The sequence below is a fragment of the Microcystis aeruginosa FD4 genome (assembly GCF_009792235.1).
GTDB lineage: Bacteria > Cyanobacteriota > Cyanobacteriia > Cyanobacteriales > Microcystaceae > Microcystis > Microcystis viridis.
This window is the reverse complement of sequence record NZ_CP046973.1, coordinates 4,680,697-4,698,580: the sequence shown is the minus strand read 5'-3', so window position 1 is coordinate 4,698,580 and position 17,884 is coordinate 4,680,697. Positions and strand designations below refer to the sequence as shown.

The 17,884-nt window shown below is 40.8% G+C and carries 16 protein-coding genes, 1 tRNA gene and 1 pseudogene; 15 read left to right on the top strand and 3 right to left on the bottom strand.

The window, feature by feature from the left end:
* Positions 1-308 precede the first annotated feature (308 nt).
* The 5 genes from ychF to GQR42_RS23395 all read left to right on the top strand — a co-directional run bounded on the left by ychF (position 309) and on the right by GQR42_RS23395 (position 6,132).
* Positions 309-1,400 carry a redox-regulated ATPase YchF gene (gene ychF / locus GQR42_RS23415; RefSeq protein WP_158201821.1) on the top strand — a complete coding sequence of 364 codons (1,092 nt, stop codon included), beginning with the start codon at positions 309-311 and terminating at the stop codon, positions 1,398-1,400.
* 322 nt (positions 1,401-1,722) lie between these two features.
* A complete protein-coding gene (locus GQR42_RS23410; protein ID WP_158201820.1) occupies positions 1,723-2,697 on the top strand; it encodes a hypothetical protein in 975 nt (324 codons plus the stop codon).
* Positions 2,698-2,730: 33 nt separating this feature from the next.
* On the top strand, positions 2,731-4,764 hold the full coding sequence (locus tag GQR42_RS23405; protein ID WP_158202561.1) for an N-6 DNA methylase: 2,034 nt from the start codon (positions 2,731-2,733) through the stop codon (positions 4,762-4,764).
* 268 nt (positions 4,765-5,032) lie between these two features.
* Positions 5,033-5,686: a PEP-CTERM sorting domain-containing protein gene (locus GQR42_RS23400; RefSeq protein ID WP_158201819.1), complete on the top strand. Its 654-nt coding sequence runs from the start codon at positions 5,033-5,035 to the stop codon at positions 5,684-5,686.
* A 194-nt stretch (positions 5,687-5,880) separates the two neighbouring features.
* Positions 5,881-6,132 carry a hypothetical protein gene (locus GQR42_RS23395; RefSeq protein ID WP_158201818.1) on the top strand — a complete coding sequence of 84 codons (252 nt, stop codon included), beginning with the start codon at positions 5,881-5,883 and terminating at the stop codon, positions 6,130-6,132.
* Between the two features lie 104 nt (positions 6,133-6,236).
* Here the strand turns inward: GQR42_RS23395 and GQR42_RS23390 are convergent, their stop codons facing one another.
* Positions 6,237-7,778: an NAD(P)H-quinone oxidoreductase subunit N gene (locus tag GQR42_RS23390; protein WP_158201817.1), complete on the bottom strand. Its 1,542-nt coding sequence runs from the start codon at positions 7,776-7,778 to the stop codon at positions 6,237-6,239.
* A 507-nt stretch (positions 7,779-8,285) separates the two neighbouring features.
* Here GQR42_RS23390 and pipX point away from each other — a divergent pair.
* The 5 genes from pipX (at position 8,286) to GQR42_RS23365 (ending at position 12,645) form a co-directional block, all read left to right on the top strand.
* Entirely contained in the window at positions 8,286-8,558 is a 273-nt protein-coding gene (pipX, locus tag GQR42_RS23385) for a transcriptional coactivator PipX (RefSeq protein WP_158201816.1), read from the top strand.
* A 3-nt stretch (positions 8,559-8,561) separates the two neighbouring features.
* Positions 8,562-9,218 carry a YggS family pyridoxal phosphate-dependent enzyme gene (locus GQR42_RS23380; protein ID WP_158201815.1) on the top strand — a complete coding sequence of 219 codons (657 nt, stop codon included), beginning with the start codon at positions 8,562-8,564 and terminating at the stop codon, positions 9,216-9,218.
* Between the two features lie 322 nt (positions 9,219-9,540).
* Positions 9,541-10,113, top strand: a complete 573-nt coding sequence (locus tag GQR42_RS23375; protein WP_158201814.1) for a cell division protein SepF — start codon at positions 9,541-9,543, stop codon at positions 10,111-10,113.
* 125 nt (positions 10,114-10,238) lie between these two features.
* On the top strand, positions 10,239-11,051 hold the full coding sequence (gene proC, locus GQR42_RS23370; RefSeq protein ID WP_158201813.1) for a pyrroline-5-carboxylate reductase: 813 nt from the start codon (positions 10,239-10,241) through the stop codon (positions 11,049-11,051).
* 79 nt (positions 11,052-11,130) lie between these two features.
* Positions 11,131-12,645: an ArnT family glycosyltransferase gene (locus GQR42_RS23365; protein WP_158201812.1), complete on the top strand. Its 1,515-nt coding sequence runs from the start codon at positions 11,131-11,133 to the stop codon at positions 12,643-12,645.
* Here GQR42_RS23365 and GQR42_RS23360 read toward each other — a convergent pair.
* A pseudogene (locus GQR42_RS23360) lies at positions 12,622-13,837 on the bottom strand (ISL3 family transposase). The gene GQR42_RS23365 and the pseudogene GQR42_RS23360 sit on opposite strands and share 24 nt — an antisense overlap.
* Before the next feature lie 113 nt (positions 13,838-13,950).
* Between GQR42_RS23360 and GQR42_RS29655 the strand changes: the two are divergent.
* Complete coding sequence (locus tag GQR42_RS29655; RefSeq protein WP_257792603.1) at positions 13,951-14,082, top strand: hypothetical protein; 132 nt, start codon at positions 13,951-13,953, stop codon at positions 14,080-14,082.
* A gap of 239 nt (positions 14,083-14,321) precedes the next feature.
* On the opposite strand, the gene GQR42_RS23355 is transcribed toward GQR42_RS29655, so the two are convergent.
* Complete coding sequence (locus tag GQR42_RS23355) at positions 14,322-14,858, bottom strand: metal-binding protein (RefSeq protein ID WP_158201811.1); 537 nt, start codon at positions 14,856-14,858, stop codon at positions 14,322-14,324.
* 81 nt (positions 14,859-14,939) lie between these two features.
* Here GQR42_RS23355 and GQR42_RS23350 point away from each other — a divergent pair.
* The 4 genes from GQR42_RS23350 to GQR42_RS23335 all read left to right on the top strand — a co-directional run bounded on the left by GQR42_RS23350 (position 14,940) and on the right by GQR42_RS23335 (position 17,853).
* Positions 14,940-15,011, top strand: a tRNA-Val gene (locus GQR42_RS23350).
* A 134-nt stretch (positions 15,012-15,145) separates the two neighbouring features.
* Positions 15,146-15,493 carry a YkgJ family cysteine cluster protein gene (locus GQR42_RS23345; RefSeq protein WP_158201810.1) on the top strand — a complete coding sequence of 116 codons (348 nt, stop codon included), beginning with the start codon at positions 15,146-15,148 and terminating at the stop codon, positions 15,491-15,493.
* A gap of 360 nt (positions 15,494-15,853) precedes the next feature.
* Complete coding sequence (locus GQR42_RS23340) at positions 15,854-17,278, top strand: AAA-like domain-containing protein (RefSeq protein WP_158201809.1); 1,425 nt, start codon at positions 15,854-15,856, stop codon at positions 17,276-17,278.
* 254 nt (positions 17,279-17,532) lie between these two features.
* A complete protein-coding gene (locus GQR42_RS23335) occupies positions 17,533-17,853 on the top strand; it encodes a hypothetical protein (protein WP_158201808.1) in 321 nt (106 codons plus the stop codon).
* The last annotated feature ends 31 nt before the right edge of the window (positions 17,854-17,884 follow it).

Below are 17,884 nucleotides of genomic sequence, written 5' to 3'. Positions count from 1 at the left end.
AAATATACTGTCATAGCACTAAAAATTACTCTCAGGACGCATTTAGAAGTGAAAGGCCTGTCTTGCCATAATTTTGCCCAGTGCTACAGGTGTATTCTTTCTTACTCTTCACCCTAACTCAGTCTCAAGCATTACATCCCATTCTCGCAATCTCTTGTAAAGTCTTGCCTACTTTTAGTTAAGGAAGTTAAATAAATGTTAACTAAAGCTTTTAACTATCCACAGTCTTTCTCCTCAACTGGATTTACAAAAACGAGAGGCTGCCTGATATAGTGAGAGGTCGGGATGATGTTTATCAAGCAATTTTTATGTTAAAAGCTGGAATCGTGGGACTGCCAAATGTGGGGAAATCGACCCTATTTAACGCTCTGGTGGCTAATGCCAAGGCCGAGGCCGCTAATTTTCCCTTTTGTACCATTGAACCGAATGTGGGTGTGGTATCCGTCCCCGATGAACGTCTGGAGGTTTTGGCTAAAATCTCTAATTCCGAGAAAATCGTGCCGACGCGGATTGAATTTGTCGATATTGCCGGATTAGTCAAGGGTGCGAGTCGCGGGGAAGGATTGGGTAATCAATTTTTGGCTAATATTCGGGAAGTGGACGCGATCGTTCATGTGGTGCGCTGTTTTGATAATGATGATATTATTCATGTTTCCGGTTCTGTGGATCCGTCCCGGGATATCGAGGTGATTAATCTAGAGTTAGCTCTGGCGGATTTGGGACAGGTGGAGAAGCGAGTGGAACGTTTACGCAAACAGGCGAAAAATAGCAAGGAAGCCGCCGAAGAATTGGTTATCCTTGAAAAAATCCTAATTTGTCTTAATGACGGTATTTCGGCGCGAAAAGTGGATTTAAGCAAAGAGGAAGAAGAATTAATTAAAAATCTCGGTTTATTGAGTCGGAAACCGATTATTTATGCGGCTAATGTTAGCGAAGATGATCTGGCCACGGGTAATGATTGGGTGGAAAGTGTCCGTCAAATTGCCCAACAGGAACAGGCAAAAGTTGTGATCGTTTCTGCTCAAGTGGAATCGGAATTAGTGGAATTGTCGGAGGAAGAAAGAAAAGATTTTCTTGGTTCTTTAGGGGTAGAAGAAGGGGGATTAAAATCTTTAATTAAAGCTACCTACGAGTTATTAGGACTGCGTACCTATCTCACCACCGGTCCCCAAGAAACCCGCGCATGGACGATTATTTCCGGTATGAAAGCACCCCAGGCAGCCGGAGTTATTCACTCGGATTTTGAACGGGGTTTTATTCGTGCGGAAACTGTGTCTTATCAGGATTTAGTTAATAGTGGCACGATGAGCGCAGCCAAAGAAAAAGGTTTAGTCAGAAGTGAAGGCAAGGAATACATTGTTCAAGAGGGTGATGTCTTACTATTCCGTTTTAATGTTTAACTAAAAATAAATCAGGTGAGTGCCACCCACCTGATCAAAAGGCTGAATAATTGGCGTTATCAAATTGAAAGATGCTCCGAATTTCTGTCATCAACAATCTCTCAGCTTTTTTCACTCACTTTGGTTAACATTAAACTTAATTTTTTATCTCTTGACATACTCTAATTTAGATTCTATAATTAGGTATAGGGGCAAGTTCTTGTTTAATCAAGATGGCGATTATCTCTGTCCACTAAAAGACTGGTTTGCTAGGAGTCAAGGCTAAAAATATTCTATCTATTCAACTCTGGGAAGGTTTTTCTCAACAATACAAGACGAAAATATGACCATTTTTGAACGATTGACTAATTTTGTTCACCGAGTATTTAAGACTAATTTAGAAATTTTTCTTGAAGCATTGAAGCACAGCCCTAATGCACAGGGATATGTCAGTGGTTCAATCACGGAGTTGTTACTAAAAAAGAAACTTGAAGAAGAATATGGATTTGAAGTTAAACGAATTCGTGAAAAATGGGAAGGTAGGAAGCACCCAAATCACCATGGAGATTTTTATTTTCGCAAACCAGAATCTAATCTTTGGTATGTTGTGGAATCTAAAGGTGTAAAGTCAAATTCTGAAAAGTGGCATAAATTGTACAACTTCGAGAAATTAAAAATTTTTCTCATTGCACATTCTGGAAAAATTGATTGGATTGACCAGAATGGCAACATCGAAGAACAAGTTATCGAATGGATACATCGAGAATTGCCAAAGTTTCAAGATGAATTTTCAACAACCATTTATGAATATGAAGAAATTCAAAACTACAACCCACAACGAGAAACGGCCAAATCACGCGCAGTAAAGGCATTGAAGCATCTTTCAAGAGAAGAAGTAAATGCGTTATTTGACAGCCGCCTCAATTATGTTATGTCAAAGATTCGGGTCTTGGAAACTCACTTTGTTTCTGGCAAATCTGCTTCAAGCAACAGAACTCAAGCAACGCCTCGAAAAGATGAATTTAACGTTATTTCGATTGACATTTTTCTTCGGTATTCAGAGCATAAATTTCTTTTTGCCAACCCCCAACACCTAGAATCATCTGGTGACGATGAAAATCACTTACAGCAAAATTACATCATGGGATTTGTGTTTACTGATGAATCTGGCAACGCAAGATTAAGTATCACTGATGACTGGTATGAAAATCTAAATGATGTTTACCAGACATTGAAGGAGAAAGATAGTGTCAAAGAAGACGAAATGCAGGTTGATAATAGATATTTAATTACAGAAGAAGCAAATGGAGAGTTGTAACAAATGGACAGAACACAGCAGCAAACTCGAAAAATGAAAGAGCAAGGATTGTTATTTTCTGAAGACAGCCTGTTACCTGAAAAACTCCCCCAAATTCAGGAATTACGACCTTCTAACAATCTTTCGGCAGTTTTTGAAGAGTGCCATAATTATATTTATGCCAACGAAGGAATGCTCAAAGACAAGATTTTTCACGAGATGGTTAAACTAATCATCATCAAACTTCATGATGAAAAATCTGCCAAGCAATCGGTAAATTTTGGCGTTACAGCAAGTGAATATAAAGCCATCGTCGCCAATAAGTCCGATGAATTTATGTCGCGTCTCAGTCAATTATTTACCTCCATCAAGAATCATTATCGGGGATTTTTCACCGATGACAAATTCAAGTTAAAACCTTTGACTCTTGCTTATATTGTAGGCAGGTTACAGTACATTAATTTAACTAAAACATCTGGCGATATAAAAGGGGAAGCCTTCCAGACTTTTGTAAATAGACACCAGCGTGGAGATAGGGGAGAATTTTTTACCCCTCACCCAATTGTACGCCTTGCGGTTGAAATGATAGACCCCAAACCAAACGAAAAAATTATAGATCCTGCTTGCGGAAGTGGTGGTTTTTTAATTCAAGCAATCAACCATGTTCGACAAAATAATCCAGAGTTCGATATAGCAAGTTTTGTGCAAGAAAGTATTACAGGAATTGAATTTAATCCCGATGTCGCCCTTTCGGGAATGATTCGTTTAGTTTTTGAAGGTGGCACAGGTTCAGAAATTATCTGCACTAATGCGCTTATCGAAGATGAAAAATTAAATAATTCTTTTGATGTTATCTTGACCAATCCTCCTTTCGGAAATAAAGGCAAAGTAGAAGACCAGAAAATTCTTAAATCATATCTTCTCGCCCGGAAATGGCATAAATCAGCGTCCAATAGTTGGGAAGTTTCCCCAACCGTTTTAGCGGGTCAGTCGCCCGATATTTTATTTATTGAGAAATCTATAAAATTATTGCGGGCAGGTGGACGCATGGCGATTATTCTGCCCGATGGTTTATTACAAAATATCTCTAATGGACCGATTCGGCATTGGTTGCGCTCCCAAACAAAAATATTAGGTGTTGTTTCCATCCCGCCGGAAGCCTTTGTACCCTACGGCACTGGAATCAAGACATCACTTTTGGTGGTTCAAAAATTACCAGCAAACAATGATTCTTGTTTTATGGCACAAATCAAAAAAATAGGCTATGACGTTAAAGGACAAACAATATATAAGCGCAACGAGTCGGGAGTTATAGCCCGAACAAAATCAGGTTTGCCAATAGTTGACGATGATATAGATGATATTTCTCAATCTTTTAGGTCATTTATCAATGGGGAATTTGCACAAAACAGCGATTGTATTTATACAGTTAAGAATACCCTGCTCAATTCGAGACTGGATGCCGAACATTATTTACCCAATGACCAAAAATTATTAGAACATCTAAAATCTATTGGGGCGAAACCTTTAGGTGAAATTGCCGATATTTTGAGAGATGCGGCTGATTTTCGTTTAGCTAGGGACAGTGAAATTAGATATATCGCTATTTCCGATGTTGATTATCGTACAATGCAAGTTGTTTCCCAACAAATAATTAAGGCACACGAGGCCCCATCTCGTGCAACTTATAGATTGTACAAAGGTGATATTATTACAGCAATTTCAGGAGCAAGTACAGGAACACCACGCCAAGCAACAGCCCTAATCACAGAAGATGAAGACGGAGCAATTTGCTCAAATGGATTTTCAGTATTAAGAAATATTCAGGGAGTCGAGCCTTTGTTTTTATTAGTATATATGCGAACAGACTTTTTTTTGCGTCAGATTAAAAGGTACATGACAGGTCATGCTATTCCTACTATTTTAGTAGATGATTTGTCAAAAGTTTTAGTGCCTATTCCACCCCAATCTGAACAGCAGAGAATAGCAAAAAGTATGGCTGAAATTCAAGCAATTAGAAAAGAAGCGTTAAAAGCAAGTGAGAATGTTGTTAACCAAATGAGTCTTCTACTTGGCCAATTTGAGTAAAGCAAAAAGCAGGTTAAGCTTAGAACAAGTCTTAATACTAAATCCGGTTATTAAAAACTGATTATTTATTCACCCTTTTGCCTATTGCCTATGAGTCGCTAGTTAGGGAGAAGAATGTAAAGATTTATTAAATTGTAGCTTTTGATACAGTTGTGGGGGGGGATGTGTATGCTATCGTTGTCTTGTTTTTCTCTTGGGTTGGGCTGTTGCTTAACCTGACTGCGAGGAAGACGATAGTTGCATCCAGTCACCCGTTTGCTCAATCAAGATGATTAAAAACCGATTAATTCCTACCCTAGCTTTAGCTGGCGCAACTTCTCTCGCTGCTATGCTCACTCCTGTGGCAGCAACGGCCGTTACTTTTACTGTTAACCGCAGTTGGAGTGAATCAGGTAATAACGCTTCCTTAGTGGGAACCGTAGATGTGCCGGTAGGCAGCTATACTATCCAGAATGGTACTCCTAATCCCTTTACCAACGTTAACCTTATCCTGACAGTTAATGGTAATCCTTTTCCTGTTTTAAATGCTGCGAACACTTCTCTTGTTTTCGGAACAGGGCAATTTTTGGTTAATGCCACATCTTCAACGTTAACTTTTAATACAGCTAATGCTAATGGGAGTAACCCAGCTGATTTAGCGTTTGTGAACTCGTCCACGGGTTTAGGTGGTCCACTTTATGTAATTGGTTTTGATAGTATTCCTGGTTTTGAAATCGCCAGCAATACATCCCCAAGTCCAAGTGTTTTGGCTTCAGTAGCTTTCCCCGTAACTTTTGGGACAGTACAACAAGTACAACAAGTACCTGAACCCGCCTCCCTCTTTGGTCTTGGAGTCCTTAGCACTCTCGGCGCAGCTTCAACCCTCAAGCGCAAACTAAAGCCATCCCAATCCATCGAAAAAGAAACCACAAAAGTTGGCTAAATTGCTCATCAAAAATACAATAAATGCCCCTTCAATTAGCCAGTTGAGGGGGGTTTATTTTTAGTCCATGTTTCTATTCATTGATTTTTTTGATCCAATGGCAACTTTTACATCAATATTGTCAAATTGAATGAGTATGGTGATTTTGTGCTACAATAGAGGTCTATTAAAAGTAAAAAAAACAATCAATTACCATGAATAGCAAGACAGAAATCACTATTCAAGTTCCTTTAGAAATTGCTAGATATTACGCTAAAATTAAACCCAATGACCGAGCGAACATAGAAAACAAATTAACTGAAACTATTCAATTAGAATTAGAAAAATATCGTCAAAAAGCAGCGGCGAGATTATCAACAATTATGGATCAAGCTAGTGATGAAGCAGAAGCTAACGGATTCACTCCAGATATTTTAGCCTCTATTTTAGAACAAGATGAGAGTTAATCACATTATTAAAAACGGATTAGGTGTAGGGCTAATTCCGGAATTAGCCCTACAATAGGCGTTGTTATTCTGATCTGACAACGCTGATAAATCAACAGGGATTCTCAATTCGCTCGGGAAATGTGCGTCACCAGGGCTGCCGATTGCAGGATGGGGGTAGTGGTGACGGAATCCGTCGCTAGGGTAAAGAGAGGATTGGAGAGGATACCGGCCAGGGAAGTGGCCACTAGGGAGAGGACAATACCCACCTGTAGGGGACGCATCCCGGTAAGGGTCCAATTGATAACGGGGTAATTTTTCACCGCATCGGACATCTCTTGGGGTTCCTTGACCACCATCATTTTGACCACACGGATATAGTAGTAAATCGAGGCCACACTGGTGACTAAACCAACGAGGACGAGAGCATAAAGTCCCGCTTGCCAACCGGCCCAGAATAGATAAATCTTGCCAAAGAAGCCCGCTAGAGGCGGAATTCCCCCTAAAGAAAGCAGACAGATGCTTAAACAGAGGGTTAGGAGCGGATCTTTCTGGTAGAGTCCCGAATACTCAGCGATCTGATCGGTTCCGGTTCTCAGAGCAAAGAGAATCACGCAGGCAAAAGCCCCTAGGTTCATGAACAGGTAAATTAACAGATAGAAAATCATGCTAGAGTAACCCGCATCAGTACCGGCGGTTAAACCAATCATGACAAAACCCGCCTGACCGATCGAGGAATAGGCTAACATCCGTTTCATGCTAGTTTGGGCTAAGGCTACCACGTTGCCCAGGATCATGCTCAAAATGGCTAGGGCAATAAAGATAAACCGCCATTGTTCGCTGACTAGACCGAAAACCGTCACTAATAGGCGAATTGCCAGGGCAAAACCCGCCGCTTTGGAACCCACCGAGAGGAAAGCGACCACGGGAGTGGGTGAACCTTCGTACACATCAGGAGTCCACTGGTGAAAGGGAACCGCCGAAATTTTGAAAGCGATACCGGCAATCACAAAAACTAATGCGATCGCCAAGGCTAGGGACTGACCACCGTTAACAGCGGTTAATTTTTGAGCAATGGCGCTTAAACTGGTTTCACCTCCGGATAAACCGTAGAGAAGGGAAACACCGTAGAGGAAAATCGCCGAACTAGAAGCTCCAATTAACAGGTATTTTAAGGCGGCCTCGTTCGAGCGAGGATCCCGCTTCATGTAACCAGTCATTAGATAGGAGGAAATACTGAGCATTTCTAGGGAGATGAAGATCATCACCAATTCACTAGAGCCGGATAGGAACATTCCCCCGATAGTCGCGGTGAGCATAATGGCTAAAAATTCCGCTAGGGAGGTTCCCGCTTGTTCCACATAACGCACAGACATCAGCACTGTGGAGGCGGTAGAAAGGGCAATAATCCCCCTAAAGACGATACTGAGATTATCCCCCTCAAAAGCCCCTAAAAAAGCCAATGGTTTCGGATTGTCCCAGGTAAAGTAGAGAGCAACCACAGCAGCGAGCAGACCAGCGATCGCAACGTAGGGCAGCCAACTTCTGGCACTTCGTCCCACGATTAAATCGCCGATTAAAATCACCATCAGGGTAATAATCAGGATTCCTTCGGGCCAGATAACGCCGGCGTTTAGCTGACTGGCAACAAGACTAGAAAAATCCATATTGATTGAGGTTAAAGGAATTTGAAGTTAAAAAAGGCTTAATACAAGCTTAGGGCATTTGATCAGCGATTCAGTGATCAGTTATCAGTGATCAGTGATCAGGTGTGAGTTTTTAGGGCATTGATCGCCGCTATTGGGTTAAAATATCTAAAAACCCAGATAAATTTGAGATAATCTTAGTTTTTATCGTTAGTTTAGTTGTCTCTTGTCTTTTTTATCCTCCTGTCTCGGAGTCTCCTCTGCAAAGGGAAAATCTTTGATTTTTGCAGCCGAGCTAATTTCTGATGTTGACAAGTTGTCACCGAGATGTATCCAAGTTAACAGGGAAAAAGGGAAAACTCAGGAAATCATGACATAGACCGGGACTGTTAGTTGTCGTTGAAGGATTCTGGTAGAATCAGGCTAGGGAAACTCCCGAAAAATCAATTGTTTTTGAGCCATCCGCTTGATTTTGTTGTGGAAAAATTTTCTAGTTCGCTCAACCCTTTTCCTTTAGCGATCGCTTGAATGAGTAACGAAACCTATCTCAATCATCCCACTTTCGGTCTATTGTACAGAGTGTGTCTATTAGAAGAACATCAGGAATTATTTACCACTCTTTATGCCCAACGTCTTTTTTTTCTGGTGACGGTGGGGCCGAAAAAAGTCTCGTTCGATCCGATTAGTCGTTCCGATGCTCGTCTTTTACTGGAAAACCGGCTGCGGAATTTGCGACGGCGCGGTAATGTGCAAGAATTTAACAGTCTCAACCAAACTTATCAACAAACCTTTTCAGTCTAGTTCATGACGATCGCTAGTCGTATCGAGTCAATCCGTCTTACCCTACCCCCCTCCACGCGCCTGATTGCCGTCAGTAAACAGGTATCGAGCGATTATATCCGTCAAGCTTACCAAGCAGGAGTGAGAGATTTTGCTGAAAGTAAGCTACAGGAAGCAATCTCGAAGCAGCAAGAACTAAAAGACCTGCCAGATATTTCTTGGCACTTTATCGGGCATCTACAGGCAAATAAAGCCCGCAAAGTTCTAGAATCCTTTGATTTAATCCATTCCCTCGATAGTTTAAAATTAGCCCAAAGACTCGATCGCCTAGCTGGGGAATTAGAGATTAATCCCCAAGTTTTGCTACAGGTGAAAGTTGTCCCCGATCCCGATAAGTTCGGTTGGGACACGGACGAATTACTAGCAGCTCTTCCCGCTTTAGTCAACTGTAGACAGCTAAAAATTCAGGGTTTGATGACAATTCTGCCTCGAGGATTATCTGCGGGGGAAAAGTTAGCCGCCTTTGAAAAAACTGGCGATTTAGCCCAAATAATCGAGAATAGCTCTAGTTTACGCCTGCCTCATCTATCAATGGGGATGTCTGACGATTATCCTCTGGCCATCAGGGCCGGAGCCACTTTGATCCGGGTGGGAACCGGCATCTTTGGCGAGCGGATTTAGTGAACCATCTCCGTAAATTTACAGAAAAAACCCCTAGAAGATTTAATGATCGGTGATAATATATATTAAAATTGCAGCGCCCAATCTAGAAACTGGTGGTTAGAAATGAGGAATTGACTTTTTCCCAATCCCTGAAAACTATCCCCTGATAACTGATAACTGAAAAGAGGGAACTAACCGCTGTCTCCAGACGACTAAAATGACGAAGCCTTAACAAAATAGTTCCCCTGTACCAAATGAGAGCAAGAATTGTTAAAGGCCAATAAATAACCCCGACTCTAGACAAGACCACCCAAAAAAATCTTTTGAAGGACATTAGACTGTGAACAACATTTTTACCAAGCTCAAAGATTTTGTCGGTATCTCCGAACAACCAGAAGACGAAGACGAAACCGACTACGAAGAAATGAACTGGGAACAGTTTTCCCCCCAAGAGAAGGATCAAAACGAAGAAGAAGAACCCCTTAATCGTCGTCAACGCGAACCTTTAAATCTCAATACAGCCACATCTATGGGACTCAACAGAAGCAACGTGATCGGTATGCCAGGTATTAACAACAATAATGCAGAAGTAGTCGTGATCGAGCCCCATTCCTTCGAGGAAATGCCCCAAGTTATTCAAACCCTGAGAGAACGCAAATCGGTGGTTTTAAACCTCAACGTCATGGATCCCGAAGAAGCACAAAGAGCCGTGGATTTTGTCGCCGGTGGCACTTACGCGATTGATGGTCATCAAGAACGCATCGGAGAGAGTATTTTCCTATTTACCCCCAGCTGCGTTAAAGTTAGCACCCTTTCCGGAACTATTCACGATATCGCTGACAACCCGAAAATGGCTCGTCCCGTTTCCCCCGCAGCTGCTTGGGGCGCCGAAAGCAGTCGATTAGCTCAATGAATCCTTCCATAGTCCTCTCGTCAAGTTTGTAGAAGCTAGAAGTCGATCGATGGCTCGAGAGGATGCCTTTTTTCTGGATAAGACCTCTAAATCTGCCTTTTTTACTTTTTACTTTCAATAATACTGTGTCTATTCGTTTAGGAATTATTGGCGGTGGAGTGATGGCCGAGGCCATTCTCAGCCGTTTATTAAAAAAAAATATTTATAGCCCCGAAACGGTGTTAGTCGGTGAACCCCAGTCTCAACGGCGCAACTTTTGGGTGAACACCTACGGAGTGCAAGTCAGTGAGGATAACCGGGAAGCAGCTAGAGCAACTGAGGTGTTAATCTTAGCGATAAAACCGCAGATTTTAGAGCAAGTAGTGAATAGTTTGCTAGGAATACCCGAAAAACCCCTAATTATCTCGATTTTAGCGGGAGTTACCCTCAATCGCTTAGAAATGGGCTTTCCCGATCGCCCCGTGATCCGGACGATGCCCAATACCCCGGCCACGGTGGGACAAGGGGTGACAGCGATCGCACCTGGTCGTCATGCGGAACCGGAACATCTGGCCGTAGCCAGAGATATTTTTGCCGCGGTCGGTTCGGTGGTGGAAGTTCCCGAAGCTTTGATGGACGCGGTAACAGGATTATCGGGATCGGGCCCGGCATTTGTGGCCTTGATGGTGGAAGCTTTAAGCGATGGTGGTGTGGCGGCTGGATTACCGCGAGCGATCGCGTCTCAATTGGCCTTAGAAACGGTTTTAGGGACGGCAACCCTATTAAAAGAATCGGCCATACACCCTGGAGAATTAAAGGATCGCGTCACTAGCCCCGGGGGAACTACGATTGCCGGGATGAGACAATTAGAAAAAGGCTCTTTTCGATCGACAATTATCGAGGCAGTAGTGGCGGCCTATCATAGATCTAAAGATTTAGGGCGTAGTTCCGAAAAGTAATCTTTGTATCTTTTTTAACCCATAACTGATGTCTCGATCTGTGATAAGATACGCAGCAATTCTTGTCCAGAAAAAGTGTATGAATAAGAAATCTGATCGTTTTGATTTAATGGCATTAATTGCCATTGCAGTTTTTTTTCTGGGGATTGTTTTCTGGAAAGTCCCGCTTCATTATCCCTATATCCTTAATTATGATGAAGCGGTGGCCATGGTACTTGCCTACGTCACCAAACAAGGTTATCGTCTCTACGAACAAGTTTGGCACGATCATTTATCGGGTTTATCTCTTTTACTAAATAGTTGGTTAAGCTTGACAGGATTTACTATCCATGCGGCGCGCATTATGGTGCTTTCTTTGTCCACAATTATGTTAGGAATTTTTTATCTAATTCTGAGAGTTAATTGCGGAATATTGGCCTCTTGTTTATCGGTATTTATTCTCTCAACTTGTCTAGTTTATATTACTCTGTCAACGATAATGTTGCGGGAGTTACCTTCACTTTTTTTTACAATCTTAAGTATTTTTATTATCTTTAAAGCCCTTCAATCCACGGGTAAGCTTAAGTATGGGCTGTATTTACTCAGTGCCATTGCTTTTGTTTTTTCCCTGCAAATTAAACTTTCAGGCATTACTATTATCCCAACTGTAGCTTTAATTATTTTTCTCAATCAACAGAATAGTTTTATTAAAAGAATTATTGATATTGTTATTTGGTCAGTCGCTGTCGTTTTAGTCTTTGTCTTGGGTTCCCTGACTATTTTTCCTTTTTCCTACGAAAATATTATTAAATCTCATGTCAGTGTTGCCGCTAGTTTCGGTAAAGAAAATCTCACCTTATGGACTCTCTTACAAAGCACCCTACAGCACGAACCAATTTATCTAATCGTAACAGCGATCGCTATTATAGCGATGGTTTTTACTCGCAATATAATACCACTTTTACCGCCGTTGGTCTGGTTAGGTTCTAATCTATTCAGATTTGCTACAGTTGCGCCAATTTGGCCTTATTATTATATCCATTTAATTATTCCTGCCGTTTGGATAATTGCCTTATTTGTCGAACAGTTAAAAATTACTGATAGTCTCGCAGAATTTAGGCAAAATCGAAAAATAACTAGGAAATTAGTTCTCAAAATGCTGATTTTTCTACCCCTGTCTGGTCAATTTCTCTTTAACACCTTAAGAATAATCACCAATCGTGATCCCTCAATTAATGCCTACGTTCAATCTAATAAAAGGTATAAACCTCTTTTAGCAGAAGCTGTGTTTGAAAAATTTAAAAACTCCGATAAACTTCTGTTAACCGACAATCCTCACTATATATATCAATATTTCTTGAAAACACCTCCAGAAACTGCCGTCATTACCAGAAAGAGATTTATCAATCAGAATCTTGATGGGGATTTTATCCTAGAAGTTATCGAAAAAAGACAGCCCGATTTGGTTTTTCTCTATCGATTTGAAAAGCAATTTCTGCAATCACCAAAACTCAAGAATTATTTAGAGAAAAATTATATCCAGTTCCCCGACCAGCAAGAAAAAGGGCTCTTCGTTACTCTTTATGCTAAATCAACATACAAGATGCCAAGATAACATACTTCTAACCCAAAAATTCCGAAAGTTTCTAAAGCCATAGCCTCTCCGTTTTATTAGTTTAAGTTTATTATTGATTCCCTCGACCACCCCATTCGTTGTCCTTTGCTCGAAATAACTAATAATTTCTCCAAACCAGTTTCGGATTGTTTGACAACTCTTGGTAAAAACACTGGAGGATTTTGCCAACCATTCTGAGATGGATAGCATTCCCTCTGTCGGATTCTCTGAGGTTTCATAAATCTTTCTAAATTCTTCCTTTAACTCGTGCATCTTTTTCAAATTTGGCAAATTTTCTTTGATAGCTTCTAGTTTGAGTTTTTGGGGTTCCGTTAAATTTTCTTCATTTTTTAACCGACTATATTTACTTCGCTTTAAAACTTCTAGTTTTGCTTCTTTTTCCGCTTTCTGTTTTTTATTTTTCTGCGCTTCTACGGCTCTTTTTTCTGCTCTTCTCTGTTCATCTAACTCTTGATTAATTTGTTTCATGACATGGAATCTATCGGCGACTACCTCGGCCGATGGCATCAATTCTTTCACCAAATTTTTATAGGGCAACCAAAGGTCTATGCTGACTTCTTCAATTTGCTCTAACACCTCTTTTCCCCATCCCGTAAGCGTTTCCCTCAATTCAAGAGTGTGTTCGCTTCTCTAGAATAGCTATTAGTTTTCCCGTATCTAAATTTACTAAAACCGCACAATAATTTTTTTGTCCTTTGACTAGAGCGATTTCGTCAATTCCTAGTCTTTTTAATTTCGATAGGTCTGTCTCTGTAATTTCTTCAGCTATGTCCTCTATCATTCTTTGAATCTCTTCTTCCGTTACGTCATTTCTTCGGCTAACATTTAAAATATCTCCTTCTTTTAATTGTTCGAGTATATTCTCGGCTAGTCTTTTCGTATAGGTTCGTTTCTTGGCGACAAAATCTAACTCTTCACTAAAGGGTTTTCGACAATTATTGCACTTAAATTGACGACGATTAACTTGTAGGTACACTGGTTGTCCTGAGATTGGTAAATCTTTGACTAAATGTCGATGATTTTGGTGTAGTTTATCGCTCTCTAACCCACAATGAGGACAGGTTGCTTTTTGATTTTTCGATTCGATTCGGCAAACTATACCGATATTTTCTAGGTGTAGATAGCCTTGAATAGACGTTCCTTTTAGGTTCAAAAATTTGTCAAGCATCATAAGTAAAATAATCTCGTTTTTGGCTATTATATCAAATCTTAACTCAATTGTCTATCTTTTGGTATTAACCTGTTTGTGCCTAAAATCTTTCCCTGTTTGGGTTTGAGCTATTTTTGAGCGTAGGTACTCTTATCGAATTTTATTTTAAGTTAATTATTTGCATAACAATTACCGAAGAGCCAGAAAAAGGAACTCTCTTTATCAGTCCGAAAACTTGGCAAGAATATCAAAGTAAGGCTAATTAGGGTCTGCTGAAAAAGTACGGGCGAAGCATTCGGGCAATAACCTATCGCTGAAACCGTAGATTTCCTATCCGAATGCTTCGCCCCTACAGGATGCGATCGCTGATGAAGAGGCAAGGTTTTGAACCACGATTCTCTCAAAACCTTGCACCTGTTTTGCGAGAAAAGCCCCAAAGTCCTTACCTAGCCTACATTTCATATTTATTCAGCAAACTCTAATTAGAAATTGTGGACAGGGATTATTAACGTTTTTTCTTTTTTACCGGTTTTTGAGCCACTTTTCGAGAACTTTTATAGGCCGATCCGATCCAATCACTACAACTATGACTCATCGCTCCTAATTCTAAACCCAGGAAAATAGCGATCGCTACCCGGGGATACTGTTGCCATAATGCGATCGCTTGCTGCGGCCACAGTCGCCAATCCCAGTTTACACCCCAGAAACTTTGCAGGATCGGAATGATGACGATCGCCGCTAGTAAAAGAAAACTACCGAAGTAAAATAACCGAAAAATTGTGCCGATCAAGAAACCGTGGGATAACCAACCGCGATGACGGATCATGGAACGATAGGGTAGCCACAACCAGCGCAGATAACCCCAACGTTTGTATTGTACCGAGTGGATGTCAAGATCCGGTCCAAACAGGAATCCGCTAAACAAATAACTGGCCAAGAGTAACAGGGTTAATTTACCACTGCCACTGACCAAAAAACTCGCCCCCGCAATCGGTGGCAACAGAATTAGGGTAATGCGATCGTGAGTTCGGCCAGAGGGCATCGGAAAAAAATCAACTTGCTCAAAAAAATAATATCCTTTTTTAAAAATATATGTTATAGTGAGAAAGTGCGAAATTGATTCGGGCGTTTAGCTCAGTGGTAGAGCGCCTGCCTTACAAGCAGGATGCCGTAAGTTCGACCCTTACAACGCCCATTTCTTTCACTACCGATCGCAGGTTGAAATTAAAACTATTGAGGGGAATTGCTGCTGGCAGGCAAAATTGGGACTAATTGCTAGTAAGCTAGTCAATAGGTACTAGGATTAACTCATCGTGGCACACCGGTTATATGGGCAATTGGAAATGTATTAAAAATTGTGGAGCTTGTTGTCAACTAAATCCCGATGAGCGTCCTGACTTAGAAGAATATCTGACTCCCGCACAATTAAGTCAATATCTCAGCATGGTGGGGGAAGATGGTTGGTGTATAAACTTCGATCGCCAAACCCGTCTCTGTACCATTTATGACCAGAGACCGGAATTTTGTCGTGTTCAACCGGATATTTTTGCCAAAATGTATCAAATCGAACCGAGAGAATTTGAGCAATTTGCGATCGATTGCTGTCATCAACACATTGAGGATCTTTATGGGGAAGATAGTCTAGAAATGAATAGCTATCGTCAGCAAGTGGGCTAAGATTTATCCCTATCCCAGAAATAACTCAGACGGAGAAGAAAAGGTTCTTCCGAACTTACACTGTAGAAAATTCCTCAAGCTCCCCCTCTGCCCAGCAAGTCTCTAAAGTTGATAAATATCAATTTAACAAAAACTCAAAGCCTTAGTATATAAGCTTTACAAGCATAAGTTATTGATAGTTTTACATGACAGGTTCGATAGAGCCGAAGAAAATAAGTGGTCTAGTTATTTTCCCTAGCTTCTCGATGGCTAAACCGGTAAAATTACGGAATTGATTGTGTCCCTGTTGAGGAGAAGTCTATAGGAAACTCAAAACCTCTAGAGGTGAAGAGTTTGAGTTCAGGACAGGGAAAAACTATCATGGAAAAACCAGAAAAACAGCGCCGCAGACGCGGGGTTATCCTCACCCCCACCGGACTAGAAAAATTACTTACTGCCAAACAAGAAGCGGAATATAAGGATAATCGCGGTCATCGTTTCACCCTAGAAGTTCTCAGCGAGAAAACTCTTTTAGGGGTAGATACTCTGATGAAGGTATTTGCTTGTGAATCGGGAGTGGATAAACAAACCCTGAAACATTGTTTTCAAGCTTTTAATTTAACTCTAGAAAATAGCGATTATTATCGTCCTAGCTTGCCAGAAACTGATACTATTAATCCTCAACTATTGCCTGAGTTACCAGAGGGGCAAGTCCCCCTCGATTCCCCCTTTTATATCAACAGAAACAATCTAGAACAGACTTGTTATCAAGAGATATTGCGCGGGGGTAGTCTTATCCGGATTAACGCGGCCAGAAAAATGGGAAAAACTTCCCTGATGACTAGAATTATTAATTATGCACAACAACAGCAATACCATACGCTTTATTTCAGTTTTCGGTTAGCAGAAAGCTCAATTTTTCAAGATTTAAATCACTGGCTGCGTTGGCTTTGTGTTAGTATTAGTCGCCAGTTAGATTTAGAAAATCATCTCCTACAGGATTGGGATGAATTCTTAGGGGGTAAAATTAACTGTAAAATCTATCTAGAAAAGCATATTTTCTCCCATCTCGATCGCCCTTTAGTGATTGCCTTTGATGATCTTGAATATCTTTTATCCTATCCACAGCTAAGGGAAGAATTTTTTAGTATTCTGCACCTCTGGCACGAGGAAGGCAAAAACAAACCCCTCTGGCAAAAATTACGTTTAATTGTCGCCTATTCCCATGCACAAGAGGTTTATCAACCTTCAGATATCTATCAATCTCCTTTTAGTCTTGGCCTACCGATCAAATTGCCTAATTTTACCAGCGCACAAGTACGAGAATTAAGTCAAAGACAGGGATTAGATCAGAATTTTGACTCCGAAAAATTACGAATATTTCTAGGGGGTAATCCCTATTTAATTCGTCTTGCTTGCTATCATATTGCTCGGGGTAATTGTACCCTAGAAACCATTTTAGCTACTTCGATCGAGGAGGAAAGTAATATTTTTGCAGATCATCTTAAACGTTTACTTTCGCATCTGCAATACTTAAAAGGCAATTTAGCGGCTATCTTTGCTAAGGTGGTGATGGCAGAAAAAGACATAGAAATTGATTTAATGGCAGCTTTTCACCTAGAAAGTCTCGGACTGATTCACCGACAAGGTAAATTTTGCCGAGTGAGTTGTCCTCTCTACCGTCAATATTTTGGCGAATATTTCCGGCAACGTTCTGTTTTTTTGCCGCAAAAAACTTCTATCCTCGCCCAAAAAATTACGCTTACTCACTTTGATACTTCCGAAAAAAGTTGCTATGCCATGTAGTTTATCGAATGTCATTATGAGGGAGTGATACTAAATCCTGTTTAAAAGTATAGGAGAGTCGCAAGTGGGTTTTTAAAGTTCCCGTGGAACAGGCTTCTAGTTCCTGTTTGATATTCAGGGACAATTAGTGATATAATTAGTATCTAGAGCGTGGATTGTTAATTTTATTTTTTTGACCGAATTACTAACCGCAAACACGCACTCTACAATCTACAATCATTGGTGAGCGCACCGATTAATTAGGAGTCTAACCCATGAGCGGCCGCACCATCGAAACCGATTTAGGAAAAATCCTAGACCAGATTAATCAGAATCTTAAAGATACCAATCAGAAGCTAGACGCGCTCCAGAAAGATGTCACAGAGATCAGGATTGTTCAAGTCAGATTCGAGGCCGAAGTCAAGGGAGACCTCAAGGTATTACAGGGAGAAGTCAACACCTTACAAGGTGATTTAAAAGAGATTAAAGGCTCCCAGAAAGCACAAATTTGGGCATTAATCACCATCTTGGCAACAGCAGTTATCGGAACTGTCATCCGCTTTGTCATCACTGTTCCCCCTGTTAACAACCCCTAACTCCCATGCCGTGGAACAGGCTTCTAGTTAC

What these genes read in the sequence shown, in the direction of transcription:
- GQR42_RS23395 (WP_158201818.1), top strand. Translation starts at nt 5,881, where the DNA reads ATGAATAGCAAGACAGAAATCACTATTCAAGTTCCTTTAGAAATTGCT.
- GQR42_RS23355 (WP_158201811.1), bottom strand. Translation starts at nt 14,858, where the DNA reads ATGCCCTCTGGCCGAACTCACGATCGCATTACCCTAATTCTGTTGCCA.
- GQR42_RS23400 (WP_158201819.1), top strand. Translation starts at nt 5,033, where the DNA reads ATGATTAAAAACCGATTAATTCCTACCCTAGCTTTAGCTGGCGCAACT.
- GQR42_RS23340 (WP_158201809.1), top strand. Translation starts at nt 15,854, where the DNA reads ATGGAAAAACCAGAAAAACAGCGCCGCAGACGCGGGGTTATCCTCACC.
- GQR42_RS23345 (WP_158201810.1), top strand. Translation starts at nt 15,146, where the DNA reads ATGGGCAATTGGAAATGTATTAAAAATTGTGGAGCTTGTTGTCAACTA.
- GQR42_RS23410 (WP_158201820.1), top strand. Translation starts at nt 1,723, where the DNA reads ATGACCATTTTTGAACGATTGACTAATTTTGTTCACCGAGTATTTAAG.
- GQR42_RS23405 (WP_158202561.1), top strand. Translation starts at nt 2,731, where the DNA reads ATGAAAGAGCAAGGATTGTTATTTTCTGAAGACAGCCTGTTACCTGAA.
- GQR42_RS23390 (WP_158201817.1), bottom strand. Translation starts at nt 7,778, where the DNA reads ATGGATTTTTCTAGTCTTGTTGCCAGTCAGCTAAACGCCGGCGTTATC.
- GQR42_RS23380 (WP_158201815.1), top strand. Translation starts at nt 8,562, where the DNA reads ATGACGATCGCTAGTCGTATCGAGTCAATCCGTCTTACCCTACCCCCC.
- pipX (WP_158201816.1), top strand. Translation starts at nt 8,286, where the DNA reads ATGAGTAACGAAACCTATCTCAATCATCCCACTTTCGGTCTATTGTAC.
- GQR42_RS23335 (WP_158201808.1), top strand. Translation starts at nt 17,533, where the DNA reads ATGAGCGGCCGCACCATCGAAACCGATTTAGGAAAAATCCTAGACCAG.
- GQR42_RS23365 (WP_158201812.1), top strand. Translation starts at nt 11,131, where the DNA reads ATGAATAAGAAATCTGATCGTTTTGATTTAATGGCATTAATTGCCATT.
- ychF (WP_158201821.1), top strand. Translation starts at nt 309, where the DNA reads ATGTTAAAAGCTGGAATCGTGGGACTGCCAAATGTGGGGAAATCGACC.